This is a genomic window from Dickeya aquatica, from assembly GCF_900095885.1.
Lineage (GTDB): Bacteria > Pseudomonadota > Gammaproteobacteria > Enterobacterales > Enterobacteriaceae > Dickeya > Dickeya aquatica.
The window spans coordinates 1,862,407-1,885,851 of the sequence record NZ_LT615367.1 but is presented as its reverse complement, the minus strand read 5'-3'; the positions used below and the strand labels follow the sequence as shown (position 1 = coordinate 1,885,851).

Sequence of the window (23,445 nt, the reverse complement as noted above, 5' to 3'; positions counted from 1 at the left end):
CTGCTTAATACCGACTTACATTTTCATTGTTTTTGCCCTGTCTTTTTTACTGGCTATCACATCAAAATCAAAATTTTCAACCTCTTCAGAAAACATAATCATGTTATTCATCGCATTAAGTTGAACGATATTTTCATCCAGTACTTTTCTTTCCCTATCCATTTTCTCTTTTTTTTCTGCTATCTTTTGCTTCTCTTTTTCTATTATTTTCATCAGAATTTCAGTAACCGTGAGTTCTTCAATGATTTTATCCCTCTCCTTTTTCCATATTTCACGCTCCGCAAGATACTGTTCTCTTTTATCCTCAGATTTCCATTTCCAGAAGGTCTTGTGTGTGAAGTCTGTTGGGGTTATTTTTCCGGCGAAATATTTTAAAAACTCCTTATACTCATTCTGGTTTTTCCTCCAGGGATTAATCTCATCCACTATTTTTCTTCTCTTCCTGTAAAGCTCATTTTCGGTTATACCGGGTTGCTCTTCGAGTCTGTCCAGACATTCAATTTTTTCACTTACCTGCTCCTGAGTCAGCCCCTCAGAAATGGCTTTTTGTAAATCTAAAAAATGCAATATACTCTTCATTTCATTCTCCTTTTTTATTATTGTAATTTATAACATAGCGCATTAAGATAATTACTCAATATTCTTTATTAAAAATATCACAATAAAAAAACAAAATAATAAAAGTTTTATAATCTCGTTATCTTACCAAAGGAAATTTAAAGCCTCTGCCGCTCGCTATTTTTTTCGCAAACTGATTAATTTATTAAAAATTAATTATGGCTGTGTAATTGCATTTTTAAAATAACTTCGGAACTGGCCCCGTTACTTAACTTACTATTAGTAACTATTCGACTTAACCCAGCACTTCGGAAAATAATTAATGCAGAGTATCCTTGTTAATTTTCTATTTATTTTTCAACTCCCACTCATAAAACTGAACCCAATCACCAGACACCATAGAACAACATTAGCCCCCAGTAAAAGCATTGCATTTTCATCTAATGTGCCTATCACAACATATGTTTTTAATCTCATCTTTCTATCCTCTTCTGTTAAATCGGTTTCTAACCGTGTAAAGAGATATATCTTTTTATCTTGTAACCGACACCTATTTTACGTGTAAAAAGACATATGTAATTTATCGTCTTGTGGCGGAAACCAACACATCAAGACGAGTTTTAATGCTCTCATAGAGTCTGTCTGCAACCATGACATGATTAAAGCTGTAAAACAGTAGCTGTTTTTCTTCTCGTTCAAGGCTAAACCACCTGCTTTTCCTGTTCGCTGATCTTCCTTCTGTTGAGAATGAAGAAAGGATGACTTCTCGCTTAACTGACAGACCAAATAATGCCCTGATGATTTCTTTTGCCGTGGCGTAGGTAGAATCAATCTCAAAGTAGTGCAGGAAAAGCCCTGTAACAACAATGACAAGCTCCCGCATGATGCTTCTTTTCAGGGAAGATATCGCGTTGCCGTACTTACCTGCGACTATCCGGAAGCTTCTTTCTTCATCACTTGCCTGTAAATCCGCTTCAAATATTGCCCTGATCTCTGAAAATTCCTTTTTTACCGTATCTTCTTTTATTTTAACTTCAATTTTCTGCCCCTCAGTGCAGTAATCTATCACAAACCATTTTGTTTCAAGAACGCTTTCATTACTCATTATCTCTATAATTTTACTCATTACTTTTCCCTTTTATTTATTTCGAATATCAACTTCCCAGACCATTTTGGTGACGTTAACGAAATGGTAGTAATACAGCACCCATGCAGGGTGCTAATCAGTGGGAGTTGGGTAGTTTCGTTTGTGCGCTTCTTCTTGAAGCGCTTAAAACAATAAATAACAGATATTTTTTATTTTACAAATTTTACACATCTCAATTTCCGAGTTATATTATTGATATATGCAAGAAAAACATCCCAAGATCGACCTATATCCCTTTACCCCAAAGTTTAAACGCCTCTTCATTCGGCGCTTAAAACCAGAGTAAACCTTTACCATTGTTTTATTTTGATTCGGCGTAAGCTGAATAAAAAATAAATACAATGCCCACTTATACATTGCTTCGCAACGTGTGGGCCTGGCAGGGGCCTTAAAGTCAACACCAGAGTTTTTCTTGCGAAAAACTAAAAGAAGCAAAGGTCAACACCTTTAAAAAATTAAACCAGCAAGGAGTATTTTTGTAGTATGGCAATATTTCATTTATCGTTTAGTATGCTAAAAAGATCCGCAGGAAAATCGTCCTGTTATCTTGCCGCATATAACGCAAGAGAAAGAATAGAAGACATGAGGACAGGAGACGTGTACGATTATTCATATCGTTCCGACCTGTTCCATCATTGCATTCTTGCGCCAGAACACACACCTTTTAATATTGTGGAAAACTCTGCTGTGTTGTGGAACGAAATTGAAAAAATAGAAAAGCGTAAAGACGCCCAGCTCTCACGTTATTTTGATATCGCTATTCCTGTTGAACTGGATAACGATGCCAAAATCGCGTTAGTGAAAAACTACTGCAAACGTAATTTCGTCAGCAAAGGCATGATTGCCGATATCTCTTTCCATGACCTTGACGGTCATAATCCCCATGCTCACGTTATGCTGACTCTACGCGAGATAACACCACAGGGTTTTGGCAACAAGAACAGAAGCTGGAACGAGCATGATTTAATGGATGAATGGCGTGCGTCATGGGCCAGAATGTCTAATCGTGCTCTTGAACGTACTGGTTCTGCAAATCGCATGGATCACCGTTCCCTTGCAGCACAGCGTGAAGAAGCGATTGCTCTGGCTAAGGCGGCAAAGGAAACGGGAAGACAGGATATCGCTAATGAACAACTGGCAAGAGCCGTTGAGCTTAACCGCCCCGCGCTTACCAGGATAGACCGCAAATCATGGCACACCAAAAGAGCCAAAGCGTTACGTGCCGCAGAACAGGTGCAGGCAGCACATACCAAACAAGCTGCTAACGATTTCAGGCAGTTGTTTAATAGTGATGTGGGCCATCTCATGATCGTTAACCTCAACACTTTCCGTATTGAACGTCTGAAAGCGAAACCAGCAAAACAACATCCTATACAGCGTTCGCCAGAATCTGCTCATCTACCTGAGCTGGTTGTTCCCGAAAGAAAACGTCGCTTCAAGCCTGTCCAAGCGAAGCAAAGGGATATGTCCCTTCACTATGGTGTTGCGTCAAAAACAGAAAAACCAACGTTATTAAGGCGCAAGCGTAAGATCAATCTACACAAGCTATATGATTTTATTAAAAGTTTTATGAGTGTGTTGGTTAAACGTCCTGTTCAGAAAGCAGAAAAACCTATTGGCAGCACAGCACCAAAACCTACTATGCCTACCGTAGCTGATCCTCTGCAAGACGCAAAAATCCTAACGGATATTTCGCTGGATGAGATCATGATTGACCCAGTTACTAAATTGAAGATCACCCGCAGGCAGTGGGATGCGATCGGGACTACCAGTAAATCAGCAGAAGTTTCCAAACCTTCGGAAGCTAACTACATTTATGGTCCAGAAGAGAAGCTAAGTACAGCACCTGCTGCATCAGCGATGTTTCCTCCTTTACCTGCGACCGAGAAAAACAAAAGGATCACTCAAGCGAACAAAATCCTGAAGCAGCATAGTAGGTCAAATAAACCAAAAAGAGACTACTAGGCCGTGTCCCTTAACTTAACAACCGTTTTAAAAATAACCTGATCGCTCCCAGTTTTAGCATACTCAGGTAGTTTCTGGCTGTTTTCTCCGAGCGGGTGGCAATACGGCGATTTTCTTTAAGTATCGCAAAGCAACGCTCCACGACATTGCGTTTTTTGTACAGGCGCGTGTCGAGGGGGCGACGTCCGTCCTGACTGGCCTTCTCATTCGATTTAAACGGAATAACCGCTTTTATTCCTTTCATTTTCAAATGAATGCGAAGGTTTTTACCTGAATAACCCTTATCCGCCAGCACCGCTTTCGGACGTGATTTCAGGTGCCCGCTTTTTCGGATAATCCCGACCCGGTTGAGCAACCTTTCCGCGTATCGGCTTTCGTGGGCCTGTCCACCGCTCAGGCAAAAACTCAGCGGTAATCCTGTGCCATCTGTCGCCAGATGGATTTTGGTGCCAAAGCCGCCGCGAGAGCGACCCAGCCCATGGTCCTCGCATTCATCGGGATGTTTTTTTTCGCACCCGCGGCCGCTTTCAGGGCGCGAACGTTACTGCCATCCAGCGCGATAACATCCCAGTCAATCAGCGCTTTTTCATCCAGAATCTGGAGTAATTTATTGAAAACGCTGTTCATTATTCCGGCTTTAGACCACCGATTGAAGCGGTTGTAAATGGTTTTCCATTGACCATAACGCTCAGGTAAATCCCGCCAGGGTGCGCCAGAGCAAAGCACCCAAAATATGCCATTCATGACATGTCTGTGCGCAAAGTAAGGACGCCCGCCTCGGGAAGAGCCTCTTTCAGGTGGCAGCATGGGAGAAATCAGCGCCCAGGCTTCATCGGGGAAATCGTAACGAGCCAAATTAAAGGACTTTTTGTGGTGAAATCATGTCCCTGATTGTACAAAAAATAGTTACGGGACACACCCTAGTTGCAACACAACACCATCCTACTCATCATGTAAAAATAAAATACCATACTTTTCATACGCTTAAATTAAAGCATAAAAGTCAATGCAAAAAGTGTATCAGCCTATTCCATACACTAAGAAATAGGAGTAATCTGCTATAAAATCAAGTTAGACTTGCTGAGCAATTGTTATTGCCAAAAAATTATTATACACCTAGATAATATTCACAAGATTACTATTGGGGTTTTTGTAGATGCCTGGAATGATGAAAAAAAAATACTACTCGGAGACTATAAACTACACAAAAAGCTTTACAAAACCACTAAACCTAATAGCTCAAATATTGCCATACAGTTATGGTAAAAAATCAATTCTAGATTTATTTGTTAAGTTTTATCCTTGTGAGTGGGACAAGTTAGTACAAAGATATAATTATTATCATGAAAAGGATATGTTCCTCGAAGGAGTCGAGAAAAAAATTAGATATAATCATCTACCACCTACTCAATTCTTTTATAACTTAGCCAAAGTCAAACACCTTGTTTCTTCCGGACAAATAAATAAACACAAAATAAATTTTGATAGTGAAAAACAAAGTCATTCTTATGAAATTTTTACTAAGACAAGAGTAAATAAGATAGCTGCTTATAATCATAAAATTGCAAGAGCAAAAGAAAACTTACAAAATATAGATCCTTTATATATCGATATATTTATCGCTGCATATCATGAAAAAAATCGCACGACACAAGATAAAATAGAAATATTCAAAGAACTAACAAAATTCTATAGCGATAAAACAATTACCTTCTTCCAAAAAATAAATGACAGTGAAAGTAATAACCAAGTTCGTCGAATGGCATTTGAACATTTACAAAATATAGGTATTTATGTAAGGTTAAGAAAAAACTTCAAAGGAAAGAAAAAAAGTTATATCCTTGAAAAGGATGATTTCAATGTATCGCCAAAAGATCTAGTTGAACGAATAGAATCAGACTCGTTTCAAAATAAAAAATCTTTTGACGTATTCATATCGCATAGTTATTTGGATTCAGAGCTTGTAAGAATAATCAAAGATGAATTAAACAAACATAGCATCGCAATATATTGTGATTGGACTAGTGATAATGATTTTTTAAGAAGAAATATTGCAAGCGAGTACACCAAGTTAGTATTAAAAAAAAGAATAGAACAATCAAAAATACTTTTATTTTTACAAACAAAAAACTCAATTTCTCATGAGAATCATTACTTATCAAAATGGGTAGAAATGGAGCTCAACCACGGAGTCGACTTATCAAAACCTATGATCTGTTTAAATTTCACTGACATGATACCAATATTTACCCCAGTGTATTTTGATACTATAAACAATTCATTTTCCATACAAGATGTTGAAAAAATAAAACATCATTTAATGTGATGTTTTTAATAAAATAAAAGGAAACGAAGAATAGATTATGAATAGAGTAAAAGAGTCTTTTATAAAACACATATGCAAGGAGCTACAAGATGAAAATGTGGCAATTTTTGCAGGAGCAGGAATGTCCGCTGGAGCGGGCTTTGTAAGTTGGGCTGAACTACTAAGGCCTATTGCAGATGAATTAGGCCTTGATGTTGACAAAGAACACGATTTGGTAGCGCTAGCTCAATTTCATTGTAATTCTAATGGCAACAATCGCAGTCAACTAAATCAGAGACTCATCGAAGAGTTTTCAAGAGATGCTGTTGAAACTGACACTCATCGAATTTTAGCAAGACTACCAATTACAACATACTGGACAACTAATTATGATAAGCTAATTGAAAACAGCTTAATAAAATCAGGAAAGAATCCTGATGTAAAATATACAAAAGAGCAATTGGCAGTTACTAAACTTAAAAGAAATGCGATCGTTTATAAAATGCATGGTGATATTGACCATGCTAATAGTGCCGTTTTGACAAAAGATGATTATGAAAGATACTACCTAAAAATGGATCAGTATCTATCTGCACTTAAAGGTGATCTTATATCAAAGACATTTATATTTATAGGATTTAGCTTTACGGACCCTAATCTTGACTATATTTTAAGTAGAGTACGTGTTGCTTATGATGGAAATCAAAGGAGACATTATTGCTTTATTAAAACTATTGATAAAAAAGATAATGAATCTGATGCTGATTATCAATATAAATGTAGAAAGCAGGAATTATTCATTTCTGACCTAGGTCGATTCAATATTAAAACCATCTTAGTGGAAAGTTATGATGAAATCAGAGAGTTATTAAGTTTAATTGAATTAAATCATAAGAAAAAAACAATATTTATCTCTGGAGCAGCACATGAATATGGAAAATGGAATGAAAATGAATCACATATTTTCATCTCAAAACTTAGTTCAAAGTTAATTCAAGATGGCTACAAAATTGTTTCAGGCTTTGGTCTTGGTGTAGGTAGTGCAGTAATTTCAGGAGTATTGGAAGAAGTATATATGAACCAAAATATTCCGATCAGTGATCAATTATTACTGAGGCCATTTCCACAATCTTCAACATCTCAATCCTTGAAGGAACTTTGGACACAGTATCGTGGAGATATGATCTCTCATGCTGGCTTTACATTGTTTCTATTTGGAAACAAAATAACTAATACTGGTGTTAAATTATCAAATGGCATGAGTGAAGAATATATAATTTCTAAAGAGAAAAAAAACATTACACTTCCAATCGGTTCAACCGGATATATGGCTAAAAAATTATGGGAAGATGAGTGTCGATTACTCGATAATGATCAAAATAAAGACAATGAATTTTATCAGCTTTTTTTAAAACTTGGTGATGAAAAAATCACTTTAGACGAAGTGTTGGAAAACACTCTAAATATCATAGCTTATTGTGTTAAAAAAGGAGACTTACATGGCTAGGCAATGTTTTTTTAGTTTTCATTACAAACCAGATAACTGGAGAGTATCCCAAGTACGAAATATTGGTTCAATTGAAGGAAACAAGCCCGCACGAGATAATGATTGGGAAACTGTTGTTGGAGGAGGCGAACAAAAAATCAAGGATTGGATCGCTGAACAAATGAAGGGAAGGTCCTGTACTGTAATTTTAGCAGGTACAAACACAGCAAATAGGAAATGGATTAACTATGAAATAGTTGAGTCATGGAATAAAGGAATGGGTGTATTAGTCATATACATACATAATTTAAAGGATGTAAATGGTAATCAATCAACCAAAGGAAACAACCCTCTTTCCTATATATCTCATGGCACAACAAACAAAAAGTTATCCGAAATAGCAAAAGCTTATGAACCACCATATTCTACTAGCAAAGATGTTTACGACTATATATCCGAAAATATAGAAAGTTGGATTGAAGATGCAATAAAAATACGTAAGAACAATTAGTATCATTTTCTTAAACCAATCAGGGCCTCTATACAAGAGGCCCTGATTGGTATTTCTAACAGAATACCACGTCCTATGAACGTGATTATCGGCGTTTTGGCTCTACCAGTAATGCTACTCTTGGAAAAGTCAAAACCTTTTATCCACATAACTGATAAATATCTGCTTTCAATACCGTATACAAATTCTTATCGAACAACACCATGATCCATTTTAATCACCTTCTCTGCCATATTGCCATTATTATGTGTGCCAAAAGTCCTGTCGCCAATGTCATACACAACACCAGTAATATTGACCTTCTGGCCTTTTTTGAATTTTAAAATATCTTCATCCTGCCCTGCATAATAAGATAACAGTACAGCCCCACCGCAATATTTCGTATCAGCCGTCTGAAAAATGATGGCGTAAGTTTTATGGTCTCGCTGCGCGCCCAAGTACTTCATTGTATCGTATGCTTCCTGCGCTTCCAGAACCGTGGCATTACTGATGCTGACCTTCTTACCAATCCAGCTCTTCTTTCCGGTCATAGCATTCGCCTCGTAATCACGACAAATAACGCCTAATCCGTTGACGGTGTTAATCGGAAGGTTGTCTGCTGCTGGTATGGTGGTTTTGCTACCCGAAGGGCTTAAAACGCCGTTTAAAGAAGATAGTGATGAATTGATTGAACTGTTTAACTTTCCCGTTGCTTCATTCAGTTGCTGACAGCCAGTTAAGCAACACATAACAGGAACACATAACGCTGCAATCATTCTTTTCATTTGAATACCTATGAGTTTTTTATTAAAAAACTCACTACCCGATGAGATAGTGAGTCATGTTGATTGTTGCTTTCCCTGAAAGACGAAAACACCTTGCATATATTTCACTGCAAGACGTTAAAGTTCTGGCGAAGATTTTACTGACGGCACCAGCTTTAACGTGCAGTAGGTCTTATCCAGGTAACCTTGTCTTTATTCTTCAATTTCAGAAAAACAATCGGGCCAAGCATCAGCAGCAGAATGGTCAAAACCATCAGGAATGTTGATTTCGTCGCAAAGGCAACGAAAAAACCAAGGGGAATACCCAGAACCGTACCTCCGACAGCAAGCCCCTTTATCGCTTGTTGACTCACATAGCCCCGCACCTTCTCTGCACCACAGCCGCGACAAACAGAAGCGTCATCCGGTACAGTCGCTCTGCAAAATGGACATTCAGACATGTTTCACACCTATAAATGAGCACGTAACCAATTGATATAATTGATCTCCATCCAGTGAGGTGTCATATCGTTTGTAACGATCAAAAAACCAAATTATGATAGCTTTCACCTATCATAAATAATTTATCGATCGTTTATATCAATTATTTTACCGATCAATTAATGCCAAATTGATTGTTTTAAACTATCAAAATGTCTATATAGATCGTTTTTACAGATCAATTTGTCGGAAAATTCCTAGCGGAAGAATTCTGGATTGGAAGAGATTGGATATGGTTGTTGCAGTAACTACGTGGCAATAAGTAGCAGAGCGGCCTGTTCATACAGCTCGCTACGTTCTTTCTATGGAGAAAGGGTTATGTGATGTCTTGATTCCGCAAACTTAATGATCATTCACTGATACATGCAAACTTTCATCTGCCACCTTCTGTTTAATAAACTCATTAGCCATACCCAACAGATCATGCTCAAGCAGACATGAAACATAAAACCACGGGTATTGACTTTTCATTTCCTCGATTAAAAAAGAAAGCGTTTCTTCTGCCGATTGTTCATTCATTTTCTTCCCCTCATCTTATTATTAAAAAATAATCACTGACTTGATAGAATAGTTTTTTATGATGTACACTATGATTAGCATCACTGTTTTATTAAAAATATAGTTTATTTTCATATTATTTTGTTGCATAGGAATATAAAGTTAATTCTGCTGTTTTAACCCTTCTATCGCGTTGCCTTTCCCTCTTATCTCTTTTTGTTTTGAACCGGTAAAAATATAAGATTTAACAAAAGACAATCGATCGCCATTAAAGATATAGTCAGGATTAATAAAATATGAATTCTGTACTGTTGTTTCAGCAATAAAACCTTTACTGACCAGTTCCTTCATTCCTCGGTAATATGTTGACTCCGAGATTTTCACTATGTCTTGATCTATAAGCTCATACGCAAGGAAAACTCTGTCCGTGTCCTTAAAATCTTGTACTGTTCTGTATAAAACTTCAAAAACCTTTGTTCCAGCACCAGTGAGTTCCGTTAACGCTTTTACTCCATTTATATAGAGTTTTAAAAACTGCGTTTTATCAACTTCCTGCCACTGAAAAAAACCAGCACCTGTCAACTGTTCTCCGGTGTCTTCATTAATAACCAATAAACGATCTTTTCCTGTTGTAATTCTTCGAGTTCCACTCTTTGTATTATTACTTGTTGTTTGCAGAAAAGGATTGGTTTTATATCGGGGTAATCCTCGCCTTGATTTTCTCAAGCTTAATTTTTCGTCACCCTTTACAAGAGCGATATCATAATCCTCCATGTTTATCTCCTTTATTATTTTTATTTGATTGATAAGTTTTGTTTTAACTTCATGGTAAAATATGTCAAGTGTCAAAAGCAAATTTATTTTTGACATTTCAAGTTTCCCTTGCCGATACTTAAAGTTCCAATGTGAATATTTTTTTGACAGCTTATATTTATACTGTCATAAACAGCGAGATAATGACAGATTACATTACCGATCCTGACAGTTTAATCTGCGACTCCTGACAGTAACGATCCTTATTTAATGCGACCTGATGGCAGTTTTCTTCTTCATTATTAATATAGAGTGAAGCGACAGAGGGAATTCATTATTTTTACTAGATAAATACGACATAATGTTTTTCACTTATTTTAGTCACCCTACAATAGCTCTTGCGACATGACATTATTTTTCATTCTTCTTATTTAAGAACCAGACGCAACTCGACAGTTGCGTCATAGGGTTCAATGTGTTTAATTTTAATTACCTTATGGATGAAATATCCATAATCCCTGGCCTAAGCTTCTTTGCCTTTCGAGAGGCAACGAGCTGGCCGGGACGTAGCTACTAACTTTCCTGTTAGTTTGCAGACCATATCGAGGGCCTGCTCGATATGGTTATGAATCTAAATTGGAATTAGCTTTTCTATGAAACTTATTCACCTGCCTATAGATCAGTTGGTAGGGCACTGGAATGAAAGGTTTTCTATGCAGCGCACTCGCCTGCTCATACGCTAATTTAAAGCCAAAACCCTTGAGGAAGGAAGCTGTCTTGCTTTTGCTTCCTGCCGTCAGCAAAACCGCTATGCGCTCATGCGCACTGATGATTTAATTCGTACTGTTTTAGTGATCAACTTGGTTTTCTTCATCACGCGAAGAATTTTCTTCATTTTTATCGCTGAAAATAACATAAAACGTTTCACCGTATGGAGAAAAACGTTGTCCGCTAAAATCCAAAGGGCGAGAGCCAGGGTTTTAGCGATTGAGCGCGTTAGCTCAATCAAGACCAGCCATTTATCCAAGGTTTTTAAATTTTGCGTAATGCGAGCAAGCGAGCATGTAGCTCAGTAAAACTATTATTTCACTCATACAGTCCATACAGGCATTGCTGGTTGCCCCTAAGAGGCAAAGAAGCAAATTCCCTTTTATAGTATTTGTTACTGAGTTAAAGAAAAAGATCTTAATTTTCCATGAACCGCAATGGCACAACATGAAAGTTGTGCAGGGTTCTGTACATAATAAAATTAAGAAAAGCATTGCCATAATTGTCAAAACTGGCGGAACGTCCAGTTTCAGTAAACTTATTCCAGTTTTAACCCTTTTGTGAGATTTTAAATCTCACATGGTTAAAATACCTTTTACTATATTAATCCTATTAAATATATTACCGGGCGTATTTCTTATTATATTCATGTAGTTACAGTAAAAAAGTTATGCTTAAACATAACTTGGGTTATGAAATTACATAACTTTGGTTATGTTTAAAGATAACCATAGTTATGCTTAAACATAACTTTAATAACGTTGCGTTATTAACTTATGCTCTGGACGAGCGTCCACTCTCATTAAACTTTTTCCATTTATTTTTGACTTTTTTATTGACAATAATGTTTAATGTATTAATAACAAGATAAATATAATAATAAAAGGATAAAAACATGCAGGATATAAACTTTAAAATAATTGAGAGAATGACACCGGAGCAGTTACAGGATTATATAGATAAAAACCAATTCTCTGATAAACAGGCGCTTAAGATCTACCAGCACCATAACAAAAACCATAAAAATGAAATGCGCTATATAGCCAGAAAAGAAGGAATAAGATCTATTGCAAAAGGTATTGACTATGTTCATATGTTTACTAAAAACTTTGAACAACTTGCTAATATGGATATATCCAGCAACGAGCTAAAAGTAATAGCGAAGATCCTTAATAAAATGGAGTTTGGCAACTGCTTTCATGTTTCACAGGCAAAGCTATGCAAAGAACTCAATATCAAGAAATCCAACATGTCTATTATTTTCAAAAAGCTCAAAAGCAAATCGATAATCATTGACAAAGACGGTGATCTTTTTATGAACTCAAATATTTTTCTAAAAGGCCAGTACCACACAATTAACGAAAAACAACGTCCTAACGTTCAGAAAGCGCAAGTATTCAATGTTGCCAACAATCCCATGTTCCAGAATGTTTACTCTTACCACTCAGAGAACGATGTTAATGAGAGCCAGTCAGAAACAGAAAAGATCGCTTCTCAGGATCAAGATGAATCAACCAAACCGGTTTTAAACCCTCCTCCAGAAAAACCAGAGGATAACGACACAGAAGAAGATAACGTGTTTTATATGGAAGACTGGGATCTTACAGATTTTCAATTGCCTTCTGCATAACTATAAGGAAAATCATAATGCTAAATAAAGAAATAACAACAATATTAGAACAGTACAACAATGAAGATGGTATAGCTCACGTAATAACTGAATCACTCATTCGCTACTATTCCGTTAATGGCTTCTACGGTGAAGACGTTGAAATCAGCTATCTTAACTACCTGAAAACGATCTTTGTTGACCGCCAATTTCATTTTCTGGATACCGAAAAATTATTGTCATATAAAGATCAGATTTTCACCACGGTCATGGTAGCGGTGCATGACAACTTTACAGATGTAACTCAACGAGAAGAACTATACTTATCATGGCAATGGCGACCAGAAGTCCTGAGAGCGATTCTGACAGTTCTTTTTGATAATAGGCAGCTTCTTACCATAATTAGCCACTAACGCACTACGCAGCAGCTATACCCCCTCAGACTCGCCGTTAGGTCCGCTGTGAGCAAGGAGCGGAAGTTCGCAGTTGTTCTCACAACTGTCAGCCGAACAGGTCAATCGATACATCAGGGAATCCGTAATTACGCGCCCCTCTATTGCCTGGATTTCCTGGGCTTCCCGGATTCCCTGGATTTCCCGGATTACCTATGTTTCCTAGATTCCCCATGTGCTTATTTAGGATCATACTTTCATGAAGTTCACCAATGTATTGGCCAGAAAGCCTATGCACATGCGTTCCACGAAGTTGACCGACAGCACTACCGTTCATGCTATGTATGTATTTTCCACGGATGAAGCCTACGGCATTTCCTTTTGAATTATAAATGTAATCTGTCATTTTGTTACCTTATGCGTTCTCAGTTAATACTAACCTTAGGGCCTGTCCCTTAACCTCCCTACACGCTAAAAAGTGCTGCAAGAATCACTTCCGAGATGTAATTTTTGGTTAAATACCCATCTCTTTTGGTCATTCTTTATCGCTTAAAAGCGTTTTTTGCACAGTTATAACAATGCTGAACTGTACAAAAAATAGCTACGGGACACAGCCCAACCTGCTTAATAAGGATTACGCAACAGATCCTCAAAACATACCCCATCCTTTCTCATCTGTTCAATGATTTTTTTCATTTTTACCTGCCGTGCAGCCTCTTCCCCAATCTCTGCATAGTACTTAGCACGCCGTTCAGCTACCACTTTTTTGAACTTAACTAAAACCTGTTCAAGGGTTTTGATATCCGTTGTGGCAGCGGCTTGCTGGATTTTTTTGTACTGATATAGCATATGAAATTCTTTAATCATTTTTAAAAACTCTTATATTAAACTGTGATAATCCTGTTAATTTTCAAAGGCTTATTTCATCCCTTGAGTTATTACTTTTTTCATTCTTCATTGCAAATCTATAATCTACATGTATTTTACACTCACTTCTGAAAGTATCAGAAAGATATTTTATCTCACCATCCCGTTTTTTGAGTTTATATATTCCTGGTATAAAAACCCCAACATATCTCTTGTCTTTTCTATATCTGCCTCTTCAAAAACATAATGCGTTCCTTTTAAAAATTCCCTGCCGATTTCAAGTTCTTCTCTGGTACGGTAGATGATTTCATTAACGAGACGCATCCTTAATTCCTCTGGCATAAAAACAATAGCAGCTCCCTGTACCTCATTTTCCTTTTCCTCAATAAAACTCATGAAGCGATTCATTGCATACAAAGAGAACACTTTGGTTGATATCTCGTTATCACTTTCATTTTTTGTAGTATTCATATTATTTTCCTTATATTTAACTTTCACACAATAAAAACCTATGCTTCTGCCATAAAATATGACAGTTCACTTGTCTTCTTTTATTTTTTACAGCATTTTTATCAAAGGCTGTTCCCAACCTCCAAAATTTTTTATCTTAATTTCACTCTTCATCTTCAAATTTATAAGTCACAAGCATTTTATCTCCTCTCGAAATCATTTCATGAAAATAATCCATTCCTTTTTCTTTACCATAATGATTCATTACTTCCTCGCAATACTGGCTACGTATTAGCGATTTCACATTGTCTTTGTTGGCATTTAAATCTGCAATGGTATATCCACGTTCTTTTTTCAGATTTTTTAAATAATCTGAAAGTAAACCAAAAGACTCTTTCAAAATTTTATTATATTCTTTTCTTCTCATATTACACCTCTTTGTTATTATGGAATTTTGATAATTCAATCTTACTTCTTATTTCGTTAATTAAATCGTCATACTATTAAACCTCTCTGTGGTCTCTTGCCCATACACTAATGTCAGGATCAGTTCTGCACCATCACGCAATGCGTCATAGGCTCCACCCACATTATTTGCTACATCATCATTTGTATAACCCAATTCCTCATGCACTTCTTTTAAAAACTCTGCGGTAAACTCTTCAACAACCTTAGTCATTTCTTTAACCAGTTTCTTATTCATTGTATTATCCTTATGTTTTTATTTAAATCTAACCAGAGCATCACCTTTGGAAATCATAGTTCCAATATGATTAGAAAGGCTTTCTGAAGTTTCCTTAGCGAATTCATTAAAAAAATAAGCTGCGTCCTCTTGACCATATTCCCTTATTACTTGCTCCATTATTAATGAACTTATTAGTGGGTTAAACTCCACCATAACTTCATTTGCATCTTCATTTTGCAATGAGAATGCTTCTATAATCCCCTTGTGTGCTTCCTGGATTACAGCACCCGTAAATGTGAGCATTTCATAATATTTATTTTTATTCATATTTTATTCCTCGGTTATTTTTTAAATTTAAGATCTTGCACTGTTAACTAAATTATCTATCCAACTATCGATTTCACTTTCTATAAAGGCAATCGCTCTTTCACCGATCTTTATTGGTTCAGGAAACCGTTTCTGTTTAATAAGCCGATAAATCCATGCCCTACAAAATCCTGTCCTGTTAAGGACTTCGTGCATTCGTATTAATTTTTTATTCATGTTGTTTTCTCCTGTTTGTTTCGACGAGGAGAATTATCGAAGATCGGGGTATTTGAAAAAATTGATGGAATTGACGGGATGTTTATGGGGATCTGTGAGGCAGTTGTTTACGGGGATAAGATTATTTACCTCATCCCTTGACTTTCATATTATTTTTCTTTTCTCTCATTCAGTTTGTACACTTCGCTTACTTTCACATCCATTAAGTGCCTGTTTTTATACAAAAACATCGTGAAGAGATTATCAAACTCCTTGGTAAGTGCTTTCTTAGCAAGTGGCCTGTCTGTTTCTTTGATTTGTACCTGATCTCGGCACTCCTCCATGCCCCAATGGTAGAGAAGCTGTTCCAGATCTTTGTCGCTGAGTTTGTAGTTGTTTGATTTGGCATGATATAGAAGGTCTAAAATGGGAATGACTCGAAAATCGACTATCTTTTGAACCATCACTGCACCGAAACCATAGCTCTGCTGGTTGGTTTTGGATTTGATTCCAGTTTGCTTACGCCAGCGGTTTAACAGATAGCGCATTGATTCAATGATTTGATCATCTGTTGATAAACTAATATCAACCTCAAGATTGATCACACTTCCGGCCCTTCGAACAAGGTTCTTTTTCTGCTCGTCAGTAAAGTTCCTAGATTCAATCAGTTGCTGAGCACGTATCTGTTTGTATCGCAGGATAGGTTGCTGCAACCTGTACCTGTTTTTTTCTGTGTGGAATGTTACCGTTTTTTCTCCGTAGTCAAGCAATCCTGTCTCTTTGATGTACCCTTCCAACTGATAAAGCTTACCAGCAGTCATAAGCCTGACATGTTGATCACTCTCATAGGACTCTGCATCGTCGTCTGTTGGCTTAGAGGCTAACAAGGGCTTCCCTGAGAAGATTAAATCCCTTTCTTTAAGATTAGCCTGACTCACACACCATTCAGGTTCATCGCTGGCAAGGGCTTCTTCCAGTTCAGCAAACATTGTCTTCCGTATACGGATCTCCTGACAAAGTTGCATAACAGTGATGTCTTTTAAAACATTATAATTTTCAGGCTTAAACCATTTTGTTAACTCAACTTTTTTTGCTGCGGTTGCCATCGGTAATCCCTCTTATAAACAGGCTGTTACTATACGATAGCGGTTTCCAAAAGTTGACAGGTTTGATTTTATGGAGTAGCAATTCACTCTGATGTCTACTGGTGTAAACTGACGTAATTAATTGAATATAATTGACATTTTTACCATTTTTAAATAAAAATGATGGTATAAATGATGTTATATAAAACAATGAAATAAAAATTAACCATATAAAACAGGAGATTAAAAATGTATTCGAGTCCAGTCAGAGAGCCAATTTAAAGAAACCAGATGTCTACTGACGTCTGGTTTTTTGATTTTTATCAATTGGTTATCCCCTTCTCCATGTCTACACACGTCTATTAAAAAACACTCGAAGCTACACCCCTTTGCTGGTAAAAATGCTGGTAAAGCTGGTTCGATTTCGTTTTTACCAGCAATCGGAGGGAACCGTCATGCCACTTACTGATAATAAAGTAAAAAATGCCAAACCATCCGAAAAGGTGGTGAAGCTCACCGACGGGTTCGGCCTCTACCTGCTGGTACATCCCAGCGGTTCAAAATACTGGCAGTTGGGTTATCGCTTCGAAGGGAAACAGAAGGTGTTTTCCATTGGCGTCTACCCGGCTGTTTCACTGGCGGATGCCAGACAACGACGCGACGACGCAAAAAAGCTGTTAGCGGCTGGTATTGACCCGAGCGCTAAAAAACAGGCTGACAACAAAATCGTTCAGGAAAAACGCAACAATACCCGCGCGTTCAAAACGGTAGCCAAAAGCTGGTTTGCCACCAAAACCACATGGTCAGAAGATTATCAGCGTTCTGTCTGGATCCGGCTGGAAACCTACCTGTTTCCTGACATCGGTAACAAGGATATTGCTGAACTGGATACAGGTGATCTGCTGGTTCCCATCAAAAAGATAGAGAAGCTGGGCTATCTGGAAATCGCTATGAGGGTGAAACAGTACGCTACTGCCATTATGCGTTATGCCGTCCAGCAAAAGATGATCCGCTTTAACCCTGCCTATGATTTGGAAGGTGCGGTTCAGAAACCACAGACAGAGCACCGCCCCGCTATCGAGCTGGAAGAGATACCTGCCCTACTGGAACGCATTGAAGGCTATCAGGGGCGTAGCAGGCTGACCCTGCTGGCGATGAAACTCACTCTGCTGATATTTATTCGCTCCAGTGAACTCCGCTTTGCCAGATGGTCAGAGATCGATTTTAACAGTGCCTTATGGGTTATCCCTGAACAGCGTGAAGCCATTGAAGGGATCAAGCATTCAGGACGTGGGGCTAAAATGCGCAGAAAGCATTATGTTCCTTTGTGCCGTCAGGCGCTGGACATTCTAAAAGAGCTAAAAAACCTCACCTATGACGTTAATGGTGATGACGGTTTTATCCTGACAGGCTGTTATGATGCGATGAAGCCAATGAGTGAAAACACCATCAACAAGGCGCTACGAAAAATGGGTTATGACACCAAAACCGATCTGTGCGGCCACGGCTTTCGAACGCTGGCGTGTAGTGCATTAATCGAATCGGGTATCTGGCCGGAAGATGTGGTTGAGCTTCAAATGAGCCATATGGAAAAGAACAACGTTCGCGCTGCCTACACCCATAAGGCCAAACACCTTGAACAGCGTCGCCTGATGCTGCAATGGTGGGCTGATTTTCTGGATGCTAACCATAACGGTATGATCAGGCCGTTTGAGTTTGCGCAGAAGCAATACAGCATGTATGAGAACTATATAATATCTAAGAGTAAAGAGGGTTTATACTAACCATAAAACCAAGGTGAGGTTACTCGCCTTGGTATAAGATAAAATATTGAGGTAAATTATATTTTAGTACCCGCGAAACAACTGACTAATAGCGCTACCATCAAGTTTACCCAAACCTTGAGACAAGGCTGAATCATAAAGGGTATCTATCGCATCAATAATTTCTGAAGGCATTCCCAACGAGTGAATATAGTGCTTGGTGGTTTCACTTACCTGCTTATAAGACTCAACAGATGCCATTACATTTGTATAGTCATGTTCAAGGATGCTGGGAAGTATCCATTCCGCACCCGATATACCTGCTGCATCAATACTTTTTTTAATAATTTCTTTGGATAACCCAAGTTTTTCGGCAGCCACAGCAGAATAAGCAAGCAAAACACTATTAAAAAGAGAAGAAAATAGCATCGGAACTTCTGCTTTGGATGCATTCCCCGTATCTCCGGCTCTAAACATTACAACGCCAATATTGCCCAGTATCTCTGACCAAAATTTTTCAGACTTATCCGGGCATGCTAAAATAAAAGCACCTTGCTTATTTTTAAGCTCCTCACCACCAACCATTATTGATGTTTCAGACAATTCCCCTCCATGCAAACTGACTTCAGAAGATATTTCATCAATCTCTGTAGAGGTTGTTGTGGATGCATTGAGGATCTTTGAGCCTTTTAATACTGAAAGAACATCTTCACTTAATATTACATTTTTTACACTCTCAGCATTTGCCAGTACCAGTACCGAAGCATCAGCACATTTAATAGCATCCGCAGGTGTTTCGCATAAAATAGCGCCTTCACTCACAAGGAAAGCTGTTTTTTCTTTTGTTCTATTGTACACATATACTTCGTAACCACTTTTCATTAATGCAATAGCTAATGCGCTACCCATTATACCAGTACCAATTACAGCGATCTTCATGATGTACTCCTTTTTAATTAAAAACTAACTATTTTTCAAATTATTTATGGATCCATAAAAGAAGAAGAGTCTGATTATCTCCTCAACTTTAACTTCTGCTACACGTTTCTGACAAACTGACTCAATCATCCCGTAAACAATAGAAATAAACAGCTCAGTTAATTCAGTACAACTGATATCCATTCTAAAGAATTTATTCTTTTGCCATTTATAGAAAAAATTGTTGAGTGAACGTGTGTATAAATTAAGATATTCCTTACCAGAATCGGATTGATTATGGCAATAAAGCATTAAAAACTCTTTATTGTTGAAGTGTTCTCGTACAATAGCATTAAAAGCCATATCAATTTCCGAGGAAGTATCATCAACATATCTTTCTATATCTTTAATAATATTTCTCACAGCCTCTTCCGCTGAAGCTGTTACGACTAAAATAAGATCTTCTCTGGTACCAAAATTACGATACAGCGTTGCCTTGCTTACACTGACAAGTTCTGCCAACTCCTGCAATGTTGATCTTGGATAGGAACTAATTGCAGCAGCTAGCTCTCTTAACAACCGTTCATTAGAACGAGGTGGCATGGTTACCCCCAAAAGAAACAAAAATGATTCATTTGATACAAAATAAATCACCACTCTCGAAGAGTCAATACCCAACATTACGATGGTAAAAATTATCAGTAGAAAAAATAGATCCAAATACGTTTATATTAGATAATCATTGTGAATGGCCTGTTGGTATTTCAGCAGAATCAGGTTTTGTTGCTAAAAAAATATATAATACTGGCGATTGTGTTTATCTTTATCTGCATAATGACCGTCAAGTAACACCTTCTCATTTAGAAATAAATGCAATGAGAAAGTATTATAGAGAGCGAGATGACAATGCTGAATCCTTCCCTCTTCTTACAATCGAGGTAACACATTAGATTGTTAAGTCATATTGCCAGCGTGGCAGGCGCGGGCGTCGGGTTGTATACAAGCTGGGGTGTCCCGGCACAGAACTCGATACTGGTAGCCAGCCTGTTCTACTGGCTGATCAAGATCAGTACCCGTTACACATTAAAAGCTGCTATACCAGAAACGCTTTGATAAATTACTCATATTTTCTCAAGTAATATTATCCACAGGGGGAACCTCTTGGGAGTAATCCCTCCTCTCTTTATTTATAATATCGTTATCATTCATTGCATCCCAGCTTACCATCATTAGGTTTAATACTATTCCTTCTTACAAAAATATCCGTTTGAAACTATGAGTGCTCTCTCGTATCAGGATAATTATTACCTTTACGAAAAATCAATCAGAGGTATGGATTAGCAGATGAAGCATACTTTACCAGAACAAAAAATAAATGAGCTGACAAAATGACTTCCACCTTGCAACATGATGGTTTCCGCTATTTTAAAACGGAAGGTGTAAAAAAAAAGCATCCTTCGCGGGATGCTTTTAGTATAGCACAATGATATTCTTTAGTCTGGGTCAGTTAGAACCACTTCGACCAGAATCCACTGGTAGTTGCTAAGGAGAGCAGAATGATGAAAAAATTATTCTCTCGCCAAAGAGTAAAAGCGCTTGTTATAGTGCTTTTATTTTTGTTGGTGATAATGCCTTTACCGGCATATTAAGCCAACAAGGCTATTACGGTCATCAGGCCGACTGATGACCGTATATTTTATATAACATCCAAAACAATAAAGTCAAATAAAAATATAGTTAGATTTTATCTAGCTACACTCCATTGTATTCGGGAAGAACATTCTCTCTATCATTCCACATCCATAAGCGCCAGCCGAAGATGATGTTTAATAAAATCCGTCTTAAGAGCACTATAGCGATGAGTATCGTTTTCACCTTCCCGAACTGCCGCATATTTTATTTCGGCATACTGTTCGGCTGCTTTCTTGTTTTTTATCAGATAATCACGGAAAGCCACATGCATTTATTAGCAATAAACCGCCCCACAGAGGAGAGCAAAATAACGTACGTCAGCCGGGAATCAAATGACCGGATGTTAAATGTAGGATGCGGGTACTGATTTCCTCCACAAAATGCTCGTCATGAGAAACAATCACTATTGAACCGTGAAATTCGGCCAGCGCGTTGCGCAGTTTCAGTCCATTTTCGGTATCTACGCCATTTGTTGGTTCATCCAGCAGCAATATTTCGGGCTGCATAGCGAGAATTCCAGCCAGACAAACCAGCCGTTTTTCTCCCCCAGACAGGCGATGCGTAAAACGCGACGCCAGGTGGGTGATCCCTAGTGCTTGCAATGTCTCCATTGCCCTGTGATGAGCTTGCTCTTGCGTAGCACCGATATTTAACGGGCCGAAAGCTACATCTTCAGCAACTGACGGGCAAAATAGTTGGTCTTCGCTGTTCTGAAATAAAAAACCGATTTTTGGTCGATGTGATCGGAAGTCTGCTTCATGTGTGCAGTGTTTGCCAAATAGGATGATATCGCCGCTGGTAGCCTGCTCCAGTCCCACCATTGTGCGCAGCAGTGTGGTTTTACCCGCGCCATTTGGTCCTGTAATCGCCACTCTTTCGTGGCTTTCCAGCACCAGATCCACACCGCGCAGCACGGGTTCACTATCTCGCACAACACTCAACTGGTGTAATTTAACCAAGGTCTTCATAATTTGTCCCACAGAGCTAAAAGCATTGCTCCGATTAATATTCCGCAGAGTGCAAGCCAGTCATGTAGGTAGGGAGTAGTTGCAGGAGATCTGGGATAGTGTCCACAGAAATTGCGCATACGCATCGCTTCTTCCACTCTTTCAGCACGCTCGATTGCTCGCACTAACACCATGCCAAACAGGTGACCATAGCAACGCCAGGTATAACGCGTTGAACGTGGCGTGAAAGCTCGCATCTTCATGGCATCATGAAGGCGACAATACTCTTCCTGGATAACGGCCAGATACCTCACCACCGCAATGAGTAGCTGCACTAGTTTTTCCGGTACATACAGACTACGCATTGCCATGCCTAGGTTCAACGGATCAGTGTTGGCAATAAAAAGGGTAGTTAGCATTATCGAACAGAGCACTTTGCAGCCCAGAACCAAGGTTCTTATTGTGCCCTCAACACTGGCTGTTAATGAGCCAACCTGAAAAAATGGTGTTCCAGGTACACTAAAAGGTAAGGTGATAAACAGTAGCAACAAAAAGATTTCCAAGTGAACCAGCCTCCGCCACGGAATAGGCTGGCGGAACAATGCAAATAGAACGAGTATGCAGAAAGCGCCAGCAATTGCTGGCCAGAGTTGGTTAATCAGCGTAATCGCGACAAGACTGCCGAGCACAGCCACCAACCGCAAACGAAGATCCTGCGGGTACATCAACGTTTGCGACCGAGTACCCATAACCCTATACCTGCCAGCCCAATAATAAGAAATATGCCAGACATGATGTCGGTGAAGCGCATCCGGGAATCCATCTGTTCAATGCGCTCAAGGAGCGGCCCTACCTGACGTTCAACGGCAGCTTCCACAAGCTGTGCTGGAACCTCTGCATTAGATGTATTGTTTGTTACTGAGGTCAATGGAGTTGAGGTTGACGTCGGCCCTGATGTGTCTTTGCCAAAACGCTCCGGCGCAAGCGTAGCCGTGGCAATATGTCCTTCTCCTGTATCTACCGTAATGGCAAGCGATGTGGTAACAGGCAACGTCACACTGAAGTTATAGCCCCCATTGGTATCCGTGGTGCCTGTGGCGACCGTTGTATCCTGCATTTTAGCCACCCAACGTACCCCATCTGGCCGTCCACCGCCGATGAAAAAAGCATACCCACTCACGGTTGTCCCGTCGACTTTAGCAAACACGCGCAGGCTATGCGCCGAAACAGGGCTTGCCAGCATGAAAGCCAGCAACATCAATAACCAACGGTACATTCTT

28 protein-coding genes are annotated in these 23,445 nt (G+C 38.5%); 7 read left to right on the top strand and 21 right to left on the bottom strand.

Features of this window, described 5'->3' with window-relative positions; genetic code table 11:
- Positions 1-15: 15 nt before the first annotated feature.
- Together DAQ1742_RS08375 and DAQ1742_RS08370 are read right to left on the bottom strand one after the other, a co-directional pair.
- Entirely contained in the window at positions 16-579 is a 564-nt protein-coding gene (locus tag DAQ1742_RS08375) for a hypothetical protein (protein ID WP_067487129.1), read from the bottom strand.
- Positions 580-1,138: 559 nt separating this feature from the next.
- Complete coding sequence (locus DAQ1742_RS08370) at positions 1,139-1,684, bottom strand: hypothetical protein (protein ID WP_035342940.1); 546 nt, start codon at positions 1,682-1,684, stop codon at positions 1,139-1,141.
- 504 nt (positions 1,685-2,188) lie between these two features.
- On the opposite strand from DAQ1742_RS08370, the gene mobQ reads away from it, so the two are divergent.
- The gene (gene mobQ, locus DAQ1742_RS08365) at positions 2,189-3,670 is read left to right on the top strand and encodes a MobQ family relaxase (RefSeq protein WP_067487132.1); all 1,482 of its coding nucleotides are present in this window, start codon (positions 2,189-2,191) and stop codon (positions 3,668-3,670) included.
- 10 nt (positions 3,671-3,680) lie between these two features.
- On the opposite strand, the gene DAQ1742_RS08360 is transcribed toward mobQ, so the two are convergent.
- Positions 3,681-4,525 (bottom strand): IS5 family transposase gene (locus DAQ1742_RS08360; protein WP_145916141.1). Its coding sequence is split into 2 segments (ribosomal slippage): positions 3,681-4,180 and positions 4,180-4,525, totalling 846 coding nucleotides; the frame shifts between segments, so codons are not numbered across the junction.
- A gap of 301 nt (positions 4,526-4,826) precedes the next feature.
- Between DAQ1742_RS08360 and DAQ1742_RS08355 the strand changes: the two genes are divergently transcribed.
- Genes DAQ1742_RS08355 through DAQ1742_RS08345 form a run of 3 tightly spaced genes read left to right on the top strand, consistent with a single transcriptional unit; the run spans position 4,827 to position 7,972 of the window.
- The gene (locus DAQ1742_RS08355) at positions 4,827-5,996 is read left to right on the top strand and encodes a TIR domain-containing protein (RefSeq protein WP_067486406.1); all 1,170 of its coding nucleotides are present in this window, start codon (positions 4,827-4,829) and stop codon (positions 5,994-5,996) included.
- A gap of 37 nt (positions 5,997-6,033) precedes the next feature.
- The gene (locus DAQ1742_RS08350; protein ID WP_067486403.1) at positions 6,034-7,482 is read left to right on the top strand and encodes an SIR2 family protein; all 1,449 of its coding nucleotides are present in this window, start codon (positions 6,034-6,036) and stop codon (positions 7,480-7,482) included.
- Entirely contained in the window at positions 7,475-7,972 is a 498-nt protein-coding gene (locus DAQ1742_RS08345; RefSeq protein ID WP_035342946.1) for a TIR domain-containing protein, read from the top strand. The genes DAQ1742_RS08350 and DAQ1742_RS08345 overlap by 8 nt, the downstream gene beginning before the upstream one ends.
- A 188-nt stretch (positions 7,973-8,160) precedes the next feature.
- Here the strand turns inward: DAQ1742_RS08345 and DAQ1742_RS08340 are convergent, their stop codons facing one another.
- From DAQ1742_RS08340 to DAQ1742_RS08325, 4 genes are all read right to left on the bottom strand, one after another.
- Positions 8,161-8,736 (bottom strand): hypothetical protein, encoded by a 576-nt coding sequence (locus tag DAQ1742_RS08340; RefSeq protein ID WP_035342948.1) that lies wholly within the window; start codon positions 8,734-8,736, stop codon positions 8,161-8,163.
- Positions 8,737-8,891: 155 nt separating this feature from the next.
- Positions 8,892-9,176 (bottom strand): hypothetical protein, encoded by a 285-nt coding sequence (locus DAQ1742_RS08335; protein WP_145916136.1) that lies wholly within the window; start codon positions 9,174-9,176, stop codon positions 8,892-8,894.
- A 382-nt stretch (positions 9,177-9,558) separates the two neighbouring features.
- Positions 9,559-9,735 carry a hypothetical protein gene (locus DAQ1742_RS08330; RefSeq protein ID WP_158513795.1) on the bottom strand — a complete coding sequence of 59 codons (177 nt, stop codon included), beginning with the start codon at positions 9,733-9,735 and terminating at the stop codon, positions 9,559-9,561.
- Between the two features lie 141 nt (positions 9,736-9,876).
- Positions 9,877-10,488, bottom strand: a complete 612-nt coding sequence (locus DAQ1742_RS08325) for a replication/maintenance protein RepL (RefSeq protein WP_051124227.1) — start codon at positions 10,486-10,488, stop codon at positions 9,877-9,879.
- A gap of 1,642 nt (positions 10,489-12,130) precedes the next feature.
- Between DAQ1742_RS08325 and DAQ1742_RS20535 the strand changes: the two genes are divergently transcribed.
- On the top strand, positions 12,131-12,865 hold the full coding sequence (locus DAQ1742_RS20535) for a DNA-binding protein (RefSeq protein WP_232046616.1): 735 nt from the start codon (positions 12,131-12,133) through the stop codon (positions 12,863-12,865).
- A 17-nt stretch (positions 12,866-12,882) separates the two neighbouring features.
- Positions 12,883-13,257, top strand: coding sequence for a hypothetical protein (locus DAQ1742_RS08315; RefSeq protein WP_035342950.1), 375 nt, complete (start codon positions 12,883-12,885; stop codon positions 13,255-13,257).
- An 88-nt stretch (positions 13,258-13,345) separates the two neighbouring features.
- Here the strand turns inward: DAQ1742_RS08315 and DAQ1742_RS08310 are convergent, their stop codons facing one another.
- The 8 genes from DAQ1742_RS08310 to DAQ1742_RS08275 all read right to left on the bottom strand — a co-directional run bounded on the left by DAQ1742_RS08310 (position 13,346) and on the right by DAQ1742_RS08275 (position 16,866).
- Positions 13,346-13,642: a 4-fold beta flower protein gene (locus DAQ1742_RS08310; protein WP_035342952.1), complete on the bottom strand. Its 297-nt coding sequence runs from the start codon at positions 13,640-13,642 to the stop codon at positions 13,346-13,348.
- Between the two features lie 218 nt (positions 13,643-13,860).
- Positions 13,861-14,103 (bottom strand): H-NS family histone-like protein, encoded by a 243-nt coding sequence (locus DAQ1742_RS08305; RefSeq protein ID WP_067486400.1) that lies wholly within the window; start codon positions 14,101-14,103, stop codon positions 13,861-13,863.
- A 150-nt stretch (positions 14,104-14,253) separates the two neighbouring features.
- On the bottom strand, positions 14,254-14,574 hold the full coding sequence (locus tag DAQ1742_RS08300) for a hypothetical protein (protein ID WP_067486397.1): 321 nt from the start codon (positions 14,572-14,574) through the stop codon (positions 14,254-14,256).
- Positions 14,575-14,716: 142 nt separating this feature from the next.
- The gene (locus DAQ1742_RS08295) at positions 14,717-14,980 is read right to left on the bottom strand and encodes a hypothetical protein (RefSeq protein WP_035342956.1); all 264 of its coding nucleotides are present in this window, start codon (positions 14,978-14,980) and stop codon (positions 14,717-14,719) included.
- A 60-nt stretch (positions 14,981-15,040) separates the two neighbouring features.
- Positions 15,041-15,256 carry a hypothetical protein gene (locus tag DAQ1742_RS08290; protein WP_035342957.1) on the bottom strand — a complete coding sequence of 72 codons (216 nt, stop codon included), beginning with the start codon at positions 15,254-15,256 and terminating at the stop codon, positions 15,041-15,043.
- An 18-nt stretch (positions 15,257-15,274) separates the two neighbouring features.
- Positions 15,275-15,565, bottom strand: coding sequence for a hypothetical protein (locus tag DAQ1742_RS08285; protein ID WP_035342958.1), 291 nt, complete (start codon positions 15,563-15,565; stop codon positions 15,275-15,277).
- Positions 15,566-15,592: 27 nt separating this feature from the next.
- Positions 15,593-15,781: a helix-turn-helix transcriptional regulator gene (locus DAQ1742_RS08280; protein ID WP_035342960.1), complete on the bottom strand. Its 189-nt coding sequence runs from the start codon at positions 15,779-15,781 to the stop codon at positions 15,593-15,595.
- 149 nt (positions 15,782-15,930) lie between these two features.
- A complete protein-coding gene (locus DAQ1742_RS08275; protein WP_051124083.1) occupies positions 15,931-16,866 on the bottom strand; it encodes a DUF6387 family protein in 936 nt (311 codons plus the stop codon).
- Positions 16,867-17,300: 434 nt separating this feature from the next.
- On the opposite strand from DAQ1742_RS08275, the gene DAQ1742_RS08270 reads away from it, so the two are divergent.
- Complete coding sequence (locus DAQ1742_RS08270) at positions 17,301-18,629, top strand: tyrosine-type recombinase/integrase (protein WP_051124211.1); 1,329 nt, start codon at positions 17,301-17,303, stop codon at positions 18,627-18,629.
- Positions 18,630-18,692: 63 nt separating this feature from the next.
- Here DAQ1742_RS08270 and DAQ1742_RS08265 read toward each other — a convergent pair whose 3' ends face one another.
- The 6 genes from DAQ1742_RS08265 to DAQ1742_RS08240 all read right to left on the bottom strand — a co-directional run bounded on the left by DAQ1742_RS08265 (position 18,693) and on the right by DAQ1742_RS08240 (position 23,441).
- Complete coding sequence (locus DAQ1742_RS08265; protein ID WP_035342544.1) at positions 18,693-19,547, bottom strand: NAD(P)-dependent oxidoreductase; 855 nt, start codon at positions 19,545-19,547, stop codon at positions 18,693-18,695.
- A gap of 24 nt (positions 19,548-19,571) precedes the next feature.
- Entirely contained in the window at positions 19,572-20,129 is a 558-nt protein-coding gene (locus DAQ1742_RS08260) for a TetR/AcrR family transcriptional regulator (RefSeq protein WP_158513794.1), read from the bottom strand.
- Positions 20,130-21,315: 1,186 nt separating this feature from the next.
- Positions 21,316-21,483 (bottom strand): GrpB family protein, encoded by a 168-nt coding sequence (locus DAQ1742_RS08255; RefSeq protein WP_331889620.1) that lies wholly within the window; start codon positions 21,481-21,483, stop codon positions 21,316-21,318.
- A gap of 52 nt (positions 21,484-21,535) precedes the next feature.
- On the bottom strand, positions 21,536-22,186 hold the full coding sequence (locus DAQ1742_RS08250; protein WP_035342550.1) for an energy-coupling factor ABC transporter ATP-binding protein: 651 nt from the start codon (positions 22,184-22,186) through the stop codon (positions 21,536-21,538).
- The gene (gene cbiQ, locus DAQ1742_RS08245) at positions 22,183-22,914 is read right to left on the bottom strand and encodes a cobalt ECF transporter T component CbiQ (RefSeq protein ID WP_035342553.1); all 732 of its coding nucleotides are present in this window, start codon (positions 22,912-22,914) and stop codon (positions 22,183-22,185) included. The genes DAQ1742_RS08250 and cbiQ overlap by 4 nt, the downstream gene beginning before the upstream one ends.
- Positions 22,890-23,441 (bottom strand): hypothetical protein, encoded by a 552-nt coding sequence (locus DAQ1742_RS08240; protein ID WP_035342556.1) that lies wholly within the window; start codon positions 23,439-23,441, stop codon positions 22,890-22,892. The genes cbiQ and DAQ1742_RS08240 overlap by 25 nt, the downstream gene beginning before the upstream one ends.
- Positions 23,442-23,445 lie beyond the last annotated feature (4 nt).